Raw genomic sequence first — 17,158 nt, forward strand, 5'->3', positions numbered from 1 at the left:
GGCAGCCTATCCGGCGACGAGGTCGCGTCCCGGACCGTGGCGCGCCCGTCAGACGGCGAGCGCCGAGACGATCGAGGCGACGCGGCGCACCCTCGTCTCGGCGGCCTTCGCGCCCTCGACCGACGTGACGTGGGCCTTCCGCGCGCTGGGCGAGAGCGCTGCGAAGCGCTCAGCAGCGCCCGCCTCGGCCAGCGCGGCCGCCAGGTCCTCCGGCACGACGACCTCGCGCGGCGCGGTGTCCAGCTCGATCACGACGTCGATCGCGTCGCCGCCGGCGAGCCGGGTCTCGCGGCGCTTCTCCGCCGAGAACGGGACGAGCGCGCGGCCTCCCATCGCTCCGACCGTGCTGGTGAAGCGGTAGCCGTTCACCGTCACCGCGACGGCCGGCCGCTTGCCGCCACCGAGGGCCTCGAGGACCTCGGGCGGCACCTCGATGCCGGTGTTGTTGCCGGTCTGGAAGAGCGTCGTGGTGAACTGCACGAGGCGATGATGGCACGGACTCTCGCGTGTCGCGCGGCTGATCGCCGTACTGACGCCCATGGCCGTCGACTCGATCTTCGTGAACCTCCCCGTCACGGATCTGGAGCGCTCGAAGGCGTTCTACACGGCGCTCGGCTGGACCCTGAATCCTCTGTTCAGCAACGACGACGCCGCCTGCTTCGTCGCCTCCGAGCACGTCTACGCGATGCTCCTCCTGCACCCCTTCTTCTCGACCTTCACGGCGAAGGAGATCATCGACGCGCGCTCCCAGGTGCAGGGCCTCTTCGCGGTGAGCGTCGGCAGCCGGGAGGAGGTCGACGAGGTGCTCGAGAACGGGCTGGCCTCCGGTGGCGCCGAGCCGGTCCCGGTGCAGGACCTCGGCTTCATGTACGCGCGCGACCTCGAGGACCCGGACGGGCACGTCTGGGAGTTCCTGTACATGGATCCTGCTGCGGCCGAGGCCGGTCCGCCCCAGGAGTGAGGGTTCGGCGCGCTCAGCAGGAGCGGGTGTCGGGGTCTCCGAGCGAGGAGCGCACGGCGTCGACCGTCATCCTGCCCTCGGGGTCGAGCCGGGCGAGCATGCGCGACATGATGTCGGCCAGCTGCGGGATCTGCTCGGCGTCGAGCGGGTCGATGACGTCGGCCAGCACGGTCGCGACGTGGCCGGGCGCCGTGTCGACGATCTTCTGGAGGCCGGCGTCGGTGAGCACCGCGTTCGTCGCGCGGCCGTCGGAGGCGCAGGGGCGGCGCTCGAGGTAGCCGCGGGCGACGAGGCGGGTCACCACGTGCGAGAGCCGGGGCAGCGTCGCGTTGGTGCGGGCGGCGAGCGTGGTCATCCGGAGGGCGCGGTCGGGTGCCTCGGACAGCATCGCCAGCGTCAGGTACTCGAAGTGCGTGAGTCCCGCATCGCGCTGCAGCTGCGTGTCGAGGGCGCCCGGCAGCAGTTCCACGACCGCGATGAAGCGCAGCCAGGCGTCGAGCTGATCGGGCGTCAGCCAGCGTGTCTCGGGCGCACTCATCCCCCCACACTACCCACTACTTGCCGCGACAAGTAAGTCCCTCTCCCCCGCGCCACCCGGCGGCGACGTGCATCCGATCAGCGCCGCCGCCGCAGCAGCCATCTCCGAGGCGAACAAGCGATTCGCGTGCCAGCGGATAGCCGTAGCCGAACGCACCCCGCTCCGCAGAACGCACCCCGTCGCGAAGCCGACCGCGCCACGGCCCGTCCACACCGCCCCCGCGAGCACCACCCTCAAGGCGAACCGCCGATCCGCGTCCCAGCGGATCGCCGTAGCCGTCCGCACCCCGCTCTGCAGAACGCACCCCGTCGCGAAGCCGACCGCGCCACGCCGGGCAAGGACCGGCGTGGAACGGACTACAGCACGTCGTCGCTCAGATCGATCGGGTTGCCGAAGCGGTGGTTCGTGATCGAGATCGCCTGCTCGCGGAGGAAGGGCAGCAGTTCGACGCGGCCGGCGGGGGTGACCGGGTCGGCGTAGACGGCGGTGTCGAGGGCGCCTCCGAGGGCGTCGGCGAGAGCGGTCGCGAGGGGGACGCGGGATCCGTCGGCGCGGGTGAGCGGGACCGGCGTGCCCGTGCTGCCGCGGGTCATGCCGGCGACGACGTCGGTGAAGGAGCCGGTCGAGTCGGACGATCGGCGGACGACGGCCTGCTGTCCGTGCGACGCGCTGCCGGGGGCCTGCGGGCCCGCGTAGCCGTCGACGCGGTCGGAGACGATGTCGCCGATGATGCGGATGCGCGGGGCCGTGATGCGGCCGGCCGCGGCGCGCTCGAGCCATTGGGCGTCGGTCTCGACGACGATGCGCGGGACGAGCCCCGCCATCTCGGCGAGCTCGTCGCCGCCGAGCATCTCCTGGACCCGCGGGGGGAGCGGGACGGACGTGGAGATGTCCATCCGGGAGCGGGTCAGCAGGCCCGCGGCGATGACGCGGAGGAGCTCTCCGAGGTCGCCGCCGTCGGCCAGACGCAGCGCGACCGGCACGCGGAGGTAGCGGAACAGGTTGCGCTCGACGCCGACCTTCGAGATGTCGGTCACCACGCCGAACTCCGTCGCCCAGGCGAGCTGGTCGGAGAGGGCGGAGCGGCGGAGCAGGTCGAACTGCTCGAACCGGAGCGAGGACTGGGCCGCCTCGATGAACTGGCGCGCGCGGTCGTCGAGGCCGCGCAGGTGCAGCGTCGAGGAGGAGCGCGCGGGCGAGGGCTTCCAGGAGCCGAGGCCGATGAGGTGGTTCGGTCCGCCGGCCTTCGCGCCGCCGCCGACGGACGAGCGCTTCCAGCCGCCGAAGGGCTGGCGCCGGACGATGGCTCCGGTGATGCCCCGGTTGACGTAGAGGTTGCCCGCCTCGACCGAGTCGATCCAGAGGGCGAGCTCGTCGGCGTGCAGGGAGTGGAGCCCGGCCGTGAGCCCGTACTCGGTGCCGTTCTGCATCCGGACAGCGTCTTCGAGGGTCGCCGCGTGCATGATCCCGAGCACGGGGCCGAAGAACTCGGTGAGGTGGACGTAGCTGTCCTCGGTGACGCCCTCGCGGATCCCGGGCGACCACAGCGTGCCGCTCTCGTCGAGGCGCTGGGGCTCGACGAGCCACGACTCGCCCCCTCCCAGCGTGGTGAGCGCGTGCAGGAGCTTGCCGGTGGGCTCCTCGATGAGCGGCCCCATCACCGCCGACGGGTCGTCGGGCCGGCCGACGCGGAGTGACGTGACGGCGTCGACCAGCTGGGCGCGGAAGCGCTTGGAGCGGGCGACCGAGCCGACCAGGATCACCAGGGAGGCGGCGGAGCACTTCTGGCCCGCGTGCCCGAAGGCGCTGCGGACGATGTCGGCGACGGCGAGGTCGTAATCGGCGTGGGGGGTGACGATGATCGCGTTCTTGCCGCTGGTCTCGGCCTGCAGTGCGAGGCCGGGCCGCCAGGAGCGGAAGAGGCGGGCGGTCTCGTAGGAGCCGGTGAGCAGCACGCGGTCCACGAGGGGGTCGGTGATCAGCGCCCGTCCCAGCTCCTCCTCGTCGAGGTCGACCAGGGCGAGGAGCTCCTGCGGGACGCCCGCGTCCCAGAGCGCCTCGACGAGCACGGCCGCCGAGCGGCGCGCCTGGGGAGCCGGCTTCACCACGACTCCGGAGCCGGCGGCGAGCGCCGCGAGGATCGATCCGGCCGGGATGGCGACCGGGAAGTTCCACGGCGGAGCGACGACGGTGACCCGCGCGGGGACGAAGGTGGCCCCGGTGACGGCGTCGAGCTCGCGGGCGCGGGTGGCGTAGTAGTGGGCGAAGTCGATGGCCTCGGAGACCTCGGGGTCGGCCTCGGCGATCGTCTTGCCGGTCTCGGAGGCCATCACCTCGATCAGGCGGTCGCGGTTCGCGGCGAGCACGAGGCCGGCGCGGTCGAGCACGGCGGCGCGGTCGTAGCCCAGGCGCTCGCCCCAGCGCTCGGCGCGGCGGGACACCGTGCGCAGCACCTCCTGGAGCTCCGCCTCGGTGCTCACGCGCGCGGCGTCGGCCGTGCCCGCTCCGATGGTCGAGCCGGCGATGCGCTCGGTGATCAGGCGCGCCCAGCGGCGGTTGCCGGGGAGGGCGGGATCGGTGTCGGGCTCGTTGTGGAAGCCCGCGGTCGCGGCGGCGGCGCCGGAGCCGCGGCTGAGGCCGAGGACGGCCTGCGTCAGGCCCGCGGCGGCCGGGTCCTGCGCCCGCTCGCCGGCGCGGGCGTGCTCCTGCACGAGGCGGCGGCCGGAGCCGGAGGACCACTCCCGCAGGCGGTCCTGCGTGCGGTTCGGCGGCGGGACGGAGTCGTCGAGGGCCTCGAGCGAGGCGCGGAAGCGTCCCAGCTCGCGCTGCATCACCTCCTCGTCGTCGAGGCGGAACGCGGCCGAGAGGAAGTTCTCGGGGCTGCTGTTCTCCTCGAGCCGACGGATGAGGTACGAGATCGCCACGTCGAACTCGTGCGGGTGCACGACGGGCGTGTAGAGGAGGAGGCGTCCGACGTCCTCGCGGACGGCGCGCGCCTGCCCGGTCGCCATCCCGAGCAGCATCTCGATCTCGACCGCGCCGGTCACCCCGCGCTCGGTCGCCGTGAGCCACGCCCAGGCGAGGTCGAAGAGGTTGTGCCCGGCGACGCCCACGCGCACCGCGTCGACGCACTCCGGCCGCAGCGCCCGGTCGAGCAGGCGCTTGTAGTTCGTGTCGGCCTCCGCCTTGCTGCCGACGGTCGCCAGCGGCCAGTCGTGCAGGGCCGCGTCGACCCGCTCCATCGCGAGGTTGGCGCCCTTCACGACGCGCACCTTGATCGGCGCTCCGCCGCGGGCCCGGCGCTCCTGCGCCCACTCGGTCAGCTCGTCGAGCACGCGGACGGAGTCGGGCAGGTACGCCTGCAGGACGATGCCCGCCTCGAGGTCGAGCATGCCCGGCTGCTCGAGGAGGCGCCGGAACACGGCGACCGTCAGGTCCAGGTCGCGGTACTCCTCCATGTCGAGGTTGATGAAGGTGGGGTCGGCGCCGGACGCGGCCGCCTGGTAGAGCGGGGTGAGACGCTCCACGACGCGGTCGACCTCCTCATCGAAGGCCCACATCGACAGCTGGCTGACGACGCTCGAGACCTTGACGCTGACGTAGTCGACGTCCGGCCGCTCGAGGAGGCGGAGGGTCCCCTCGAGGCGCCGCCGGGCCTCGCGCTCGCCGAGCACGGCCTCGCCGAGGAGATTGAGGTTGAGCCGGTCGCCGCCCTCGCGCAGCGCGGCGACGGCCGCGCCGAGACGGGCCTCCGAGGCGTCGACCACGAGGTGCCCGACGAGGCGGCGGAGGACCCGGCGGGCCGCGGGCACGACCACCCAGGGCAGCACGGGGCCGACGGCGCCGCCGGTGCTGATCGCGGCGCGCAGGTAGGAGGGGAGGAAGGCGGGCGTCTTCGCGGTGAGCGCCGCGAGGTTCTCGGCCGCGACCGAGAGGTCCTCGGGCCGGGCGACGCCGTCGACGAACCCGACGGTGAAATCGAGGCCGTTCGGATCCTGGAGCACGCCCGCGAGCCGCTGGGCGGCGGGCTCGACCGGGAACTCGCCGCTGCGCGCGATCCAGCGGCGGACCAGGGACTCGACGCGCTCGATCATCGGGCGGTCGTCGACCTCGGGCTCGGCGGCGGCGGATGCCGCGAGCTCCGGCTCCGACGCGGCGCCGGGCTCGCGCACGGCCTCGTCCTCAGCGTCGGCCTCGTCCTCAGCGTCGGGCTCGTCCTCAGCGTCGGGCTCGTCCTCAGCGTCGGGCTCGTCCTCAGCGTCGGGCTCGTCCTCAGCGTCGGGCTCGTCCTGAGCGTCGGGCTCCTGCGCGGCCTGAGACACGTCCTCGTCCACGGACGCGGACTCCGGCGCCGGCTCGACCTCGGCCCCGCTCCCGGAGCCATCGGCCTCGACCTCGTCGTCCGGCTCCGCGCCGCCCTCCGCCACGTCTCCCGGCGTCCGACCCTCGACGGTCGCGTCGACCCCGCTCCGCACGGCCGCGTCGTCGGACTCTCGCTCCGGGTCGCTGCCGGGCACACCTGGGGTCGTCGACTGCTGCATCCTCCGAGGCTAAGCCCGACCCGCCGCCCGGACGCGGCGTGACGCGGTGGTCGCGCCGACTCGCCGGCGAGCCGCCCCTGTGGAGGAGGGGATCAGTGCCGGCGATGGTCCTGGATGGTCATCCGCGGGCCGTGCCGCGGCTTCTTCGCTCCGCTGCAGCCGATCAGCCGGATGACCCGCTGCCGGTGCCCGCGCCACGGCTCGAGGAGCTCGAGCATCCCGTCGTCGTCGACCCCGAGCCGGCCCGTGAGAGCGAAGCCGACGGCCGCGGCGAGGTGGTAGTCGCCCACGCTGACCGCGTCCGGATCGCCATGGGCGCGCATCATCACCTCGGAGGCCGTCCACGGCCCGATCCCCGGCACCGACTGCAGCCGGCGGGCGACCTCGTCGCCGCCCCGCCCGAGCGCGAGGGTCCGCTCGAGGCCGGAGGCGACGAGCGCGGCGGTGAGGACGGTCCGCGAGCGCCGCGGATCCACTCCCGCGCGGTGCCAGTCCCACGACGGCACGCGCCGCCACTGCTCCGCGCTCGGTGCCACGTGCAGGGCGGCCGGCCCCGGGGCGGGCTCCCCGTGGAGGCGCACCAGCACCCGGTAGGCGCGCCACGCCTCCGTGCTGGTGACCTTCTGCTCGAGGACCGACGGCGCGAGCATCTCGAACACCAGGTTCGCGCGCGTGAGGCGCAGGCCCGACGAGCGGCGGAGCACCTCGGCGAGCGGAGCGTGGGCAGTCAGGTCGAGCCCGCTCCAGTCGTCGCCGTGGCCGAGGAGCTCGGGGACCGCGTCGATCAGCCACTCCGCTCCCCCGCCCCAGGCGCGCGCGTGCACCGCGCCGTCCGCCGCCTGCCGCAGATGCAGGGTGCCCGGGCCGAGCGGGGTGCGGAACGCCCGCCAGAAGCCGGACGCGTCGAGGAGCATGGTCGGGTCGCCGGAGCCGCGCAGCAGCGTGCGGAGGGTGAGCGCGAGGCTCACCGGCTCCGACGGCGCGTAGACCGTCGCCCAGGAGGGCTCGGGAGCGGGGGCGGGGATCGACACGCAGCGATGCTAACCGGCGGCTCCGACACCGGAGCGGACCCTTCCCCGCAGAACCCCCATCCACGACGTGTTCGGAGCGACACGCCCGGCGGATTGGTCCAGACCGCGTGAACACATGCGCGGATCCGATCCTCCGTTTCCACTGGTCAGCAGGTCGCTCCCGGGCGTAGCTTCGCGCTGTCGCGGCGGCGCTCCAGCCGCCCGGCACCCGCCAATCACTGGAGATGCGCACATGTTCGACACGACCTTCATCCGCAACGCGATCGTCAAGAGCTCTGAGACCGCTCTCGACCGTCGCCGCTTCTTCGAGGCCACCGGCGTCGCCGGCCTCGGTATCGGAGCCGCGGCCCTCGCCGCGCCCACCGCCTCCGCCGAGGAGGTCGCTGCCAGCGGCCCCAGCGACGCCTCGATCCTCAACTTCGCCCTCAACCTCGAGTACCTCGAGGCCGAGTTCTACCTCCGCGCCGTCTACGGCACCGGCCTCGGCGGCTCGGACGTGACCGGCAAGGGCACGCCCGGAGGCGTCATCGGCGGCCGCCCCGTCGACTTCAAGACCCCGTGGCTCAAGAGCTTCGCCACCGAGGTCGCGAACGACGAGAAGGCCCACGTGCAGTTCCTGCGGGCCGCGCTGGGCACCGCGAAGGTGGCCCGCCCGGCGATCAACCTCAAGGACAGCTTCAACTCCGCCGCTGTCGCGGCGGGGCTGATCAAGGCCGGTCAGTCGTTCGACCCGTTCGCGAGCGAGTCGAACTTCCTGCTCGGCGCCTTCGTCTTCGAGGACGTGGGAGTGACCGCCTACAAGGGCGCCGCCCCCCTCATCCAGTCGAAGACCTACCTCGACGCGGCCGCCGGCATCCTCGCGGTGGAGGCGTACCACGCGGGCGCGATCCGCTCGGCGATCTACGCCGCCGACCTGTCCGACTCGGCGAACAAGCTCTCCGACGCTCGCGACAGCCTCGACGGCAAGACCGACCTCGACCAGGGCGTCAAGGTCAACGGCCAGGCGAACATCGTCCCGACCGACGGCAGCTCGATCGCGTTCAGCCGCACCCCGGGCCAGGTCCTCAACATCGTGTACCTGAACCCCGCGGCCGGAACGCGCACCGGCGGATTCTTCCCCCGCGGCGTCAACGGCGAGCTCGTCACGACCTAGTCCCACCAGCACCGAGCACGACGACGGGCCCTTCCTCGAGGCGGCGAGGAGGGGCCCGTCGACGTCTGCGTGCACATCCGCTCACCGGGTCCTCTAACCTGAGCGGGTGAAGATCGGGATCCTGACCTCCGGCGGCGACTGCCCCGGCCTCAACGCCGTCATCCGCGGTGCCGTCTACAAGGGCATCAAGGTCTACGACCAGGAGTTCGTGGGCTTCCGGAACGGCTGGCGGGGAGTGGTCGACGGCGACCTCCTGCCGCTGGGCCGCCCCGAGATCCAGGGCATCGCCAAGCAGGGCGGCACGATCATCGGCACCAGCCGGACGAACCCCTTCGAGGGCGAGAACGGCGGACCCGAGAAGATCGCCGAGATGATGGACCGCAACGGCATCGACTCGATCATCGCGATCGGCGGCGAGGGCACCCTGGCGGCGGCCAAGCGCCTCACGGACGCGGGCCTCAAGATCGTCGGCGTCCCGAAGACCATCGACAACGACCTCGGCGCCACCGACTACACCTTCGGCTTCGACACCGCCGTCGGCATCGCGACCGACGCGATGGACCGCCTCCGCACCACCGGCGACTCGCACGGCCGCTGCATGGTCGCCGAGGTCATGGGCCGCCACGTCGGCTGGATCGCCCTGCACTCCGGCATGGCCGCGGGCGCCCACGTGATCCTCATCCCGGAGAAGCGCACCTCCCTCGACCAGATCGTCGAGTGGGTGCAGAGCGCGCAGGACCGCGGGCGCGCACCGCTCGTCGTGGTCGCCGAGGGCTTCTCGCTCGACACGATGGACGACGCCCACTCCGAGCGCGGCCTCGACGCCTTCGGCCGGCCGCGCCTCGGCGGCATCGGCGAGCTGCTGGCCCCGCTCATCGAGGAGCGCACCGGGATCGAGACCCGCGCCACGACGCTCGGCCACATCCAGCGCGGAGGAACGCCCACCGCGTTCGACCGCGTCCTCGCGACCCGCCTGGGCATGGCCGCCATCGACTCCGTCGTCGCCGAGCACTGGGGCCGCATGGTCGCCCTGCGCGGCACCGACATCTACCACGTGGGCTTCGCCGAGGCGCTCGGCACCCTCAAGACGGTGCCCGACGCCCGCTACGAGGAGGCGCGCACCCTCTTCGGGTAGCCGCCCGGGCGGGGGCTGTCCGTGGTCTGTCCGATCTGCAGGCACCTGCGCGATCTGCAGGCACCTGCGCGATCTGCAGGCACCTGCGCGATCTGCAGGCACCTGCGCGATCTGCAGGCACCTGTGCGATCTGCAGGCACCTGCGCGATCTGCAGGCACCTGCGCGATCTGCAGGCACCTGTGCGATCTGCAGGCACCTGTGCGATCTGCAGGACTCCGGCCGGTGAGAGCGTTCTCCTCCGCGTGACTCGTCGGTCGGATGCAGGATCTCCTGCAGATCGCACCTGCACACCGCACCCAGGCCTGCACACCGCACCCAGGCCTGCAGACCGCACCTGCACACCGCACCCAGGCCTGCACACCGCACCCAGGCCTGCAGACCGCACCTGCACACCGCACCCGGGCCTGCAGATCGCTCCTGCACATCGCACCGGAGCCTGCAGATCGCACCGGAGCCTGCACACCGCACCGACCAGCACGCCGGACCGCAGCCCGCGTTCCGGCGCGCGGCCGTCAGCCCTTCGCGCCGTCCGGGGTCGCCGTGGCGACGATCTGCGCCCGCGCGAGAGTGTGGAAGTGGGCGTTGAAGCCGAGGATCGCCGGCGTCGACTCCGGGTCGAGGTCGAGCGAGTCGACATCGAGGGCGTGCACCACGAAGAAGTAGCGGTGCTCGCGGTCCGGCGGCGCCGCTCCGACGAACTGGCGCAGCCGCATCTCGTTGGGCAGCGTCTGCGCGCCCGCCGGGAGCAGCTCGAAGCCGGCGGCTCCGGCTCCCGTGGGCAGCTCGGTGGTGTCGGCCGGGAGGTTGTAGACGGCCCAGTGCCAGAAGCCGGAGCCGGTGGGCGCGTCGGGGTCGAACACCGTCACGGCGAAGCTCTTCGTCTCGGCGGGGGCTCCCGACCAGCGCAGGTGCGGCGAGACGTCCTCGCCGCCGGAGCCTTCGCCGTAGTGGCGGGCGGACAGGGGCGCACCGTCGGCGATGTCGTCGCTCTCGAGCGCGAAGGTCGGCACCTCGCCGAGGCGGGCGTAGGGGTCGTAGGGGTCGTAGGTCCAGTCGGACATCCGGTTCTCCGTTCGGGAAGGGCGGGCGGTGGCCCGCGCCCTCAGCCTAGGAACCCGGCGCCGCACGCCGAAGGGCTTGCGGACGGGGTCAGGACCCGAGATAGCGCCCGGGCCGGTGGTTGAACGCCAGGACCAGGTTGAGCACCACCACTCCCGCCGCCGAGATCAGCACGTTCAGCGGAGGCACCACCAGCAGCGCGGCCGCGACCACGCACGCGTCGAGCGCCATCATCACGTAGCCCGCCCGCCAGCCGAGCCGCTCCTGCGCGATCAGGGCGACGATGCTGAATCCGCCCAGGCTCGACCCGTGCCGGAAGAGGATGAGGAGGCCGATCCCCGCGAGCACGTCGCCCGTGAGGACCCCGTAGACGGGCTCGATCCGCAGCTCGCCGAACGCCAGCGGGTGCAGCCCCGCCAGGACCGAGACCAGCACGATCGAGAACATGGTCCGCAGCGTGAACCGCCAGCCCTTCTTCCACAGCGAGAGGGCGAGGAACGGCACGTTGACCGTGACGAGGATCACGCCGAACGGGATGTCGAGCGGATACCCCAGCAGCAACGCGAGACCCGCGGTGCCGCCCGTGACCGCCTGGCTCGCGCGCAGCAGGTAGAGGCCGAGCGACACGACGAACGCGCCGGTGACGAGGCCGAAGACGTCCTCGAGGCGGGAGTGCGGCACGGGGGCGGAGGCGTCGGGCACCCGACGATGCTGCCACACGCCGCGCCCGGATCCGGACGTCCTCGTAGGATGTGCCGGTGCTGCCGAAGATCCTGCTGTTCTACCGCTTCGTGCCGCTGGCCGACCCCGAATCCGTGCGGCTGTGGCAGCGCGAGCTGTGCGGGTCGCTGGGCCTGCGAGGGCGCCTGCTGATCTCGGAGCACGGGGTGAACGGCACTCTGGGCGGCGGGATGGACGCCCTGAAGCGCTACGTCCGCCGCACCCGCGAGCACTCCGCCTTCCGCGGCCTCGAGGTGAAGTGGAGCGACGGCTCCGGCCTCGACGACGACGGCCGCAGCCTCGACTTCCCCGGGCTCTCGGTGAAGGTGCGCGACGAGATCGTCTCGTTCGGTGCGCCCGACGAGCTGCGGGTGGACGCCGACGGGGTCGTCGGGACGGCGCCGCGCCTCGACCCGGACCAGCTGGACGCTCTGGTGGCCGAGCGCGACGACGTGGTGCTGTTCGACGGCCGCAACGCTTTCGAGGCCGAGATCGGCCGGTTCGACGGGGCGATCGTGCCCGGAGTCAGCAGCACCCGCGAATTCGTCGAGCAGCTCGACGCCGGCGTCTACGACCACCTCAAGGGCCGGCCCGTCGTCACCTACTGCACCGGCGGCATCCGCTGCGAGGTGCTGTCGAGCCTGATGACGGCGCGCGGCTTCGGCGAGGTGTACCAGCTCGACGGAGGCGTCGTCCGCTACGCCGAGGCGCGGCGCGACCGCGGGCTGTGGAAGGGCGCGCTGTACGTCTTCGACGGCCGCGGCTCCGTGTCCTTCTCCCCCGACGCCGAGGTGCTCGGCCGCTGCACCTCGTGCGCCGCTCCGACCAGCCGGATGCGCAACTGCACCGACCTCTCCTGCCGGGCCCAGCTCGTGGTGTGCACGGACTGCGATGCGGCGGCCTGCGCCGCGCACGCGGGCCCTACGCTCGTGCCATGAGCATCGAAGCGCGCGGGCGCACCCTCGTCGACCTCCACACCGCCCCCGAGCTGCTGCAGGTGGTGAACGTCTGGGACGTGATCAGCGCGACCACGATCGCCGCGCTCCCGGAGACCCGGGCGCTCGCGACCGCCAGCCACTCCATCGCGGCGGCGTTCGGCTACGAGGACGGCGAGCGGATCCCGCTGGAGCTGCACCTGGGCATGATCGAGCGCATAGTCGCCGCCGTCGAGGTCCCGGTCTCGGCGGACCTCGAGGCGGGCTACGGAGACGCGGGCGAGACCGTCCGGCGCGCGATCGAGGTCGGCGTCGTGGGCGCGAACCTCGAGGACCAGGCGAAGCCGCTCCCGGAGGCGCTGCGGGCGGTCGAGAAGGCCGTCGCCGCGGCCGAGGAGGAGGCGGTGCCCTTCGCGCTCAACGCCCGCACGGACGTGTTCCTCCGCGCCGGCGACCGCGACCGCCGCGAGGTCCTGGCCGACGCGATCGAGCGCGGCCGCGCCTACCTCGACGCCGGCGCCGCCTGCTTCTTCGTCCCCGGGCTGCTGCAGGACGCCGAGCTGGAGTCCCTCGTCGCCGCCCTCGGGCGGCAGCGCGTCAGCGTCATCGGCGTCCCCGGATCGCAGTCCCCCGCCCGCTTCGAGGAGCTCGGGCTGGCCCGCGTCTCCTACGGCCCGTGGACGCAGCGCGTCGCCCTGACGGCGCTCCAGGACGCGGCCTCCGCCCTCTACTCCGGCGGATCCCTCCCCGAGGGCACCCGGCCCCTGAACTGACCGCCCGGCCGCGGGCCCGCGGGCGTAGCGTGGGCCCATGTACCGAGCCATCGTCGTCGAGCGGCACTCCGACTCCGACACCGACACCCCCGACCGAGCCCGCCTCCTCGAGCGCGACGACCCCGACCGCTCGCACGGCGACGTGTCGATCGCCGTCGAGTACTCGAGCGTCAACTACAAGGACGCCCTGGCGCTGGCGGGGAGACCCGGCATCGTGCGCCGCACCCCGCTCGTCGCCGGCATCGACCTGGTCGGCACCGTGGAGTACGCGGACGGCGAGGCGGGCGAGCGCTTCGACTCCGGCGACCGCGTCGTGCTGAACGGCGCCGGCCTCGGCGAGCGCCACGACGGCGGGCTCGCCGAGCGCGCCCGGGTCGACTCCGCGTCGCTGCTGCGGCTGCCCGGGGCGATCTCGTCGGCGCGCGCGGGAGCGATCGGCACCGCGGGCTTCACGGCGATGCTGGCGGTGCTGGCCCTCGAACGGCACGGCGTGCGGCCGGGCAGCGGTCCGGTCCTGGTGACGGGAGCCTCGGGAGGCGTGGGGTCGCTGGCCGTCGCGCTCCTGGCGCGCCTGGGCCACGAGGTCGTCGCCTCGACCGGCCGGCTCGGCGAGCACGGCGCTCTGCTCCAGCGCCTCGGCGCCTCCGACGTCATCGACCGCGCCGAGCTGCAGGAGGGCGGGAAGCCGCTGCAGTCCGAGCGCTGGGCGGGAGCGGTGGACTCCGCGGGCTCGCACACGCTCGCGAACGCTCTCGCGCAGACGCGGTGGGGCGGCACCGTGGCGGCGTGCGGTCTCGCGCAGGGGCCGGACCTGCCGGTGAGCGTGATGCCGTTCATCCTGCGCGGAGTGACGCTGGCCGGGATCAACTCGGTGGAGGCGCCGCGCAAGCTCCGCGAGGAGGCCTGGCGCCGCCTCGCCCACGACCTCGACCTGGAGCTGCTCGACGAGCTGACGACGACGGTGCCGCTCGGCGGGGCGATCGACGCGGCCGAGGACGTGCTCGCCGGCCGCTCGCACGGTCGGACTCTGGTCGACGTCCGCGCCTGACGGCTCGGCCTCGGAGGCGAGCGCCTCTCCGACACGAGCGCGGAGGCGGAGACGCCTCCGCGGCGCTGCAGCGCAGCAGCGGGCTGAGCGGCAGCGGGCTGTGCGGCAGCGGGCTGTGCGGCAGCGGCCCGTGGGGCGGTGCGCTACTCCGCGGCCTCGGTGGCGCCGCTCGGCTCGGCCGACGCGTGACCGACGGAGGAGTCGGGGCGCGCGGCGCGCGGCTTCGCCGACGTCCTGGGCCTCGGCGCTGGCTTCGCGGCCGCAGCAGGCTTCGCGGGGGTCGGCCCGACGGGCTTCGACCCGGTCGGCGTCGACCCGGCGGGCTCCGATTCCGCGGTCGTCGATCCGGCGGACTCCGCCGGGACCGCGGAGCCGGTCGGCACGGAGGCTGCGGCCTCCGCGGGCGCGGATCCCCGGGACTCGGCCGTCGTCGTCGCCACCGTCCGAGCACTCGTCTTCGGGGCGGCCTTCGGCGTAGCCCGCGAGTTCTTCGGAGCGGCCCCCGCTGCTGACTCCGTCGGCGCCGCGACGTCCTCCACGGCGGCGGCCGCCTCCGGAGCCGCGACCGGCGCACTCGCCGCGCTCCCGCCGCTCGCCGCCTCCCGGCCCTCGACCACCGTCGCCGGACCCGCCGCCTCCGCGGCCACGGCCGCGGCCTCCGCCGCCTTCGCCTTCTTCTTCGCGCGCTTCTCCGCCGCCGCCGCCTGGGCCCGCTCCGCCTGCTCCGCGACCTCGGGGACGATCACGAGGTCGTCGGTCTCGATCACGGGGATCGCCGCGGTCGTCGTCCCCAGCTGGAGGGCCGCGATCAGCTCGGGAGCGTGCTTGGTGCTCACGATCAGGCGGGAGTAGTCCTCGTCGACCAGGTCGATCACGACGGCCGAGGCGGTGCGCTTGATCAGCAGGAAGTCCTTGCCGCCGTGGAACTTCCACGTCCCGGCCGCGAGCGTGAGCGGGACCGCGGTACCGGGCGCGCGGATGCCCCGCACCCAGATCCAGGGGTCCTCGGTGACCGTCGCCGAGCGGATGCTCGACCGGTCGACGACGACGTCGCTGCGGTGGAACGCGAGCAGTCGCTCGGCCGCGGTGAGGCGGAGTTCGAGGCGGTCGGGGAGCACGGTCACGACGGGCATGCCCCTAGTCTGCCCCGCCGCCCGCCGCCGGGTCAGCGCCGGATCGCACAACGATGCCCCGGCGCTCGCGTGGGTGGCAGCATGGTCGGATGCCGATGGATGCGGACGAGGCGCGCCTCCTCGACGCGCTGCTGGCCGAGCGGCAGGCCGAGACGCGCGACGAGGCGGCCCGGCTCGAGGCCTCGCTGGCCGAGCTCCTGCGCGACCGCGCCGACGGCACCGCCGACGACGAGCACGACCCGGAGGGCACGCCGCTCTCGGCCGAGTGGTCGCGGATGGCCGGAGTCCGCGACGCTCTCGCCCGCACGGCGCGCGACCTCGACGCCGCTCGCGCCCGCCTCGGCACCGGCGGCTACGGGGAGTGCGCCTCCTGCGGCCGCCCGATCGGAGCCGCACGCCTCGCCGCCCGGCCCACGGCCGAGCTCTGCATCGACTGCGCCCGGCGGGCGGAGTCGCGCCTCCGCTGACGGCGGGCGGAGACCCCGCCTCCGGGCCCTCCGCCTGAAGGCCCCCACAGATCCCGGCGTGCGGAAACCCGGTTTCTCCTGCGAGCATTCACATCCGGTCGCGTCCCTCGAACAGGTCTGACGGACCACCCCCTCCCCCCCTGCTCGAAAGGCACTCCTGCGATGACCGAGACGTCGACCGCCCGATCGACCGGCGCCCCTCCCGCCCCCGACAAGCGCGCCTGGCGCTCGCTGATCGTCCTGCTCGCGGGCATGTTCATCGCCCTGCTCGACACGACCATCGTGAACGTGGCGCTGCCCACCATCCGCACCACGCTCGACGCCTCCGAGTCGACGCTCTCCTGGATCATCTCCGGCTACGCCCTCGCGTTCGGCCTCGCCCTGATCCCCGCCGGCCGCCTCGGCGACCGCTTCGGGCACAAGTGGGTCTTCGTCAGCGGCATCGCCCTGTTCACTGTCGCCAGCTTCGCGTGCGGACTGGCCGCGGACGACACCCAGCTCGTCATCGCCCGCATCGTGCAGGGCCTGGCGGGCGGCGTCTTCGTCCCGGCGGTCAACGCCTACATCCAGCTCCTCTTCCGCGGTCCCTCGCGGGGCAAGGCCTTCGCGGTGATGGGCGCGGTCCTCGGCGTCTCGTCGGCGCTCGGCCCGATCATCGGCGGCCTGATCATCCAGGCCTTCGGCGACGAGAACGGCTGGCGCCTGGTCTTCTGGGTGAACCTGCCCATCGGCGTCGCGACCCTGATCGCCGCCGCCGTCCTCCTCCCCGCCCGCCGCGACCTCGAGGCAGGCGATCGCGCCCCGAGCGGAGGCGTCGACTGGCTCGGACTCGTGCTCGTCTCCGGCGGCCTGGTCGCTCTGCTCGTCCCGCTCATCCAGGGCGAGGACGAGGGCTGGCCGCTGTGGACCTTCCTCTCGATCGCCGGCGGAGTGCTGCTCCTCGCCGCGTTCGGCGCCTGGGAGGTCCTCCACGTCCGCCGCGGCCGCGCTCCGCTGGTGCCGCCGTCGCTTTTCCGCCACCCGGCCTTCACGGGGGGCGTGATCCTCGCGCTGGTCTACTTCGCCGCCTTCACGAGCATCTTCTTCACCATCTCGCTGCTCTGGCAGTCGGGCCTCGGCCACACCGCTCTCGAGTCGGGACTGGTGTCGATCCCCTTCGCGATCGGCAGCATCATCAGCTCCTCGCAGAGCAACCGGATGACCGCGCGCCTGGGCCGCAACGTGCTGGTGATGGGCAGCGGCCTGCTCGCCATCGGGCTCGGCTGGGTCTGGCTGGTGCTGCTGACCGCGACGCCGGACTCGATCAGCAACTGGCAGCTCCTGCCGCCGCTGCTGATCGCGGGCCTGGGCAACGGCTTCTTCATCGCCCCGAACGTGCAGTTCATCGTTTCGACCGTCGACCCGCAGGACGCGGGCGCGGCCAGTGGCGTGATCTCGGCGATCCAGCGCATCGGCTCGGCCGTCGGCATCGCGGTCATCGGCAGCGTGCTGTTCGGGAGCCTCGTCATCACGGGTCCGGACACGGTCGCCTCGGGCTTCCTCGACGCCGCGGCTCCCGCGATGCTCCTCAGCACCCTGATGGCGGTCGCCGCCTTCGCGCTGGTGTTCGTGCTGCCGAAGTCGGTCTCGCGCCGGGGCTGAGGACTCCCGCCCCTGCCCGGTC

The 17,158-nt window shown here is 73.4% G+C and carries 15 protein-coding genes; 8 read left to right on the forward strand and 7 right to left on the reverse strand.

Translation table 11 applies throughout. The features are described from left to right. Window positions 1-48 precede the first annotated feature (48 nt). Window positions 49-480: a YdeI/OmpD-associated family protein gene (locus C5D08_RS05730; protein ID WP_104276216.1), complete on the reverse strand. Its 432-nt coding sequence runs from the start codon at window positions 478-480 to the stop codon at window positions 49-51. Between the two features lie 58 nt (window positions 481-538). Here C5D08_RS05730 and C5D08_RS05735 point away from each other — a divergent pair, with 58 nt between their 5' ends. Further along, complete coding sequence (locus tag C5D08_RS05735) at window positions 539-961, forward strand: VOC family protein (protein ID WP_104276217.1); 423 nt, start codon at window positions 539-541, stop codon at window positions 959-961. A 13-nt stretch (window positions 962-974) separates the two neighbouring features. Here C5D08_RS05735 and C5D08_RS05740 read toward each other — a convergent pair whose 3' ends face one another. The 3 genes from C5D08_RS05740 to C5D08_RS05750 form a co-directional block, all read right to left on the reverse strand. Then, a complete protein-coding gene (locus C5D08_RS05740) occupies window positions 975-1,499 on the reverse strand; it encodes a MarR family winged helix-turn-helix transcriptional regulator (protein ID WP_104233099.1) in 525 nt (174 codons plus the stop codon). Window positions 1,500-1,855: 356 nt separating this feature from the next. Next, entirely contained in the window at window positions 1,856-5,593 is a 3,738-nt protein-coding gene (locus C5D08_RS05745; protein ID WP_104276310.1) for a proline dehydrogenase family protein, read from the reverse strand. 539 nt (window positions 5,594-6,132) lie between these two features. Further along, entirely contained in the window at window positions 6,133-7,071 is a 939-nt protein-coding gene (locus C5D08_RS05750) for a DNA-3-methyladenine glycosylase (protein WP_258065265.1), read from the reverse strand. Window positions 7,072-7,303: 232 nt separating this feature from the next. On the opposite strand from C5D08_RS05750, the gene C5D08_RS05755 reads away from it, so the two are divergent. Both C5D08_RS05755 and C5D08_RS05760 read left to right on the forward strand, forming a co-directional pair. Next, entirely contained in the window at window positions 7,304-8,224 is a 921-nt protein-coding gene (locus tag C5D08_RS05755; protein ID WP_104222865.1) for a ferritin-like domain-containing protein, read from the forward strand. 106 nt (window positions 8,225-8,330) lie between these two features. Then, on the forward strand, window positions 8,331-9,359 hold the full coding sequence (locus C5D08_RS05760) for a 6-phosphofructokinase (RefSeq protein ID WP_104276218.1): 1,029 nt from the start codon (window positions 8,331-8,333) through the stop codon (window positions 9,357-9,359). Window positions 9,360-9,872: 513 nt separating this feature from the next. Here C5D08_RS05760 and C5D08_RS05765 read toward each other — a convergent pair. Together C5D08_RS05765 and C5D08_RS05770 are read right to left on the reverse strand one after the other, a co-directional pair. Further along, on the reverse strand, window positions 9,873-10,421 hold the full coding sequence (locus C5D08_RS05765; RefSeq protein WP_104276219.1) for a YbhB/YbcL family Raf kinase inhibitor-like protein: 549 nt from the start codon (window positions 10,419-10,421) through the stop codon (window positions 9,873-9,875). A gap of 88 nt (window positions 10,422-10,509) precedes the next feature. Continuing rightward, window positions 10,510-11,121, reverse strand: a complete 612-nt coding sequence (locus C5D08_RS05770) for a YitT family protein (protein ID WP_244230588.1) — start codon at window positions 11,119-11,121, stop codon at window positions 10,510-10,512. A 56-nt stretch (window positions 11,122-11,177) separates the two neighbouring features. Here C5D08_RS05770 and C5D08_RS05775 point away from each other — a divergent pair, with 56 nt between their 5' ends. The 3 genes from C5D08_RS05775 to C5D08_RS05785 are packed head-to-tail and all read left to right on the forward strand — an operon-like array spanning window position 11,178 to window position 13,895. Continuing rightward, window positions 11,178-12,077, forward strand: coding sequence for a rhodanese-related sulfurtransferase (locus tag C5D08_RS05775; protein WP_104276220.1), 900 nt, complete (start codon window positions 11,178-11,180; stop codon window positions 12,075-12,077). Then, window positions 12,074-12,847, forward strand: a complete 774-nt coding sequence (locus C5D08_RS05780) for an isocitrate lyase/phosphoenolpyruvate mutase family protein (RefSeq protein WP_104276221.1) — start codon at window positions 12,074-12,076, stop codon at window positions 12,845-12,847. Before C5D08_RS05775 ends, C5D08_RS05780 begins: the two co-directional genes overlap by 4 nt. 37 nt (window positions 12,848-12,884) lie before the next feature. Next, a complete protein-coding gene (locus tag C5D08_RS05785) occupies window positions 12,885-13,895 on the forward strand; it encodes an MDR family oxidoreductase (RefSeq protein ID WP_104276222.1) in 1,011 nt (336 codons plus the stop codon). Between the two features lie 143 nt (window positions 13,896-14,038). Here C5D08_RS05785 and C5D08_RS17275 read toward each other — a convergent pair whose 3' ends face one another. Continuing rightward, a complete protein-coding gene (locus C5D08_RS17275; RefSeq protein WP_258067331.1) occupies window positions 14,039-15,028 on the reverse strand; it encodes a hypothetical protein in 990 nt (329 codons plus the stop codon). Window positions 15,029-15,117: 89 nt separating this feature from the next. On the opposite strand from C5D08_RS17275, the gene C5D08_RS05795 reads away from it, so the two are divergent. Together C5D08_RS05795 and C5D08_RS05800 are read left to right on the forward strand one after the other, a co-directional pair. Then, on the forward strand, window positions 15,118-15,495 hold the full coding sequence (locus tag C5D08_RS05795; RefSeq protein ID WP_258067332.1) for a TraR/DksA family transcriptional regulator: 378 nt from the start codon (window positions 15,118-15,120) through the stop codon (window positions 15,493-15,495). 162 nt (window positions 15,496-15,657) lie between these two features. After that, on the forward strand, window positions 15,658-17,136 hold the full coding sequence (locus C5D08_RS05800; RefSeq protein WP_104233092.1) for an MFS transporter: 1,479 nt from the start codon (window positions 15,658-15,660) through the stop codon (window positions 17,134-17,136). Window positions 17,137-17,158: the final 22 nt, after the last annotated feature.

It is taken from the genome of Rathayibacter sp. AY1B6, assembly GCF_002932755.1.
Lineage (GTDB): Bacteria > Actinomycetota > Actinomycetes > Actinomycetales > Microbacteriaceae > Rathayibacter.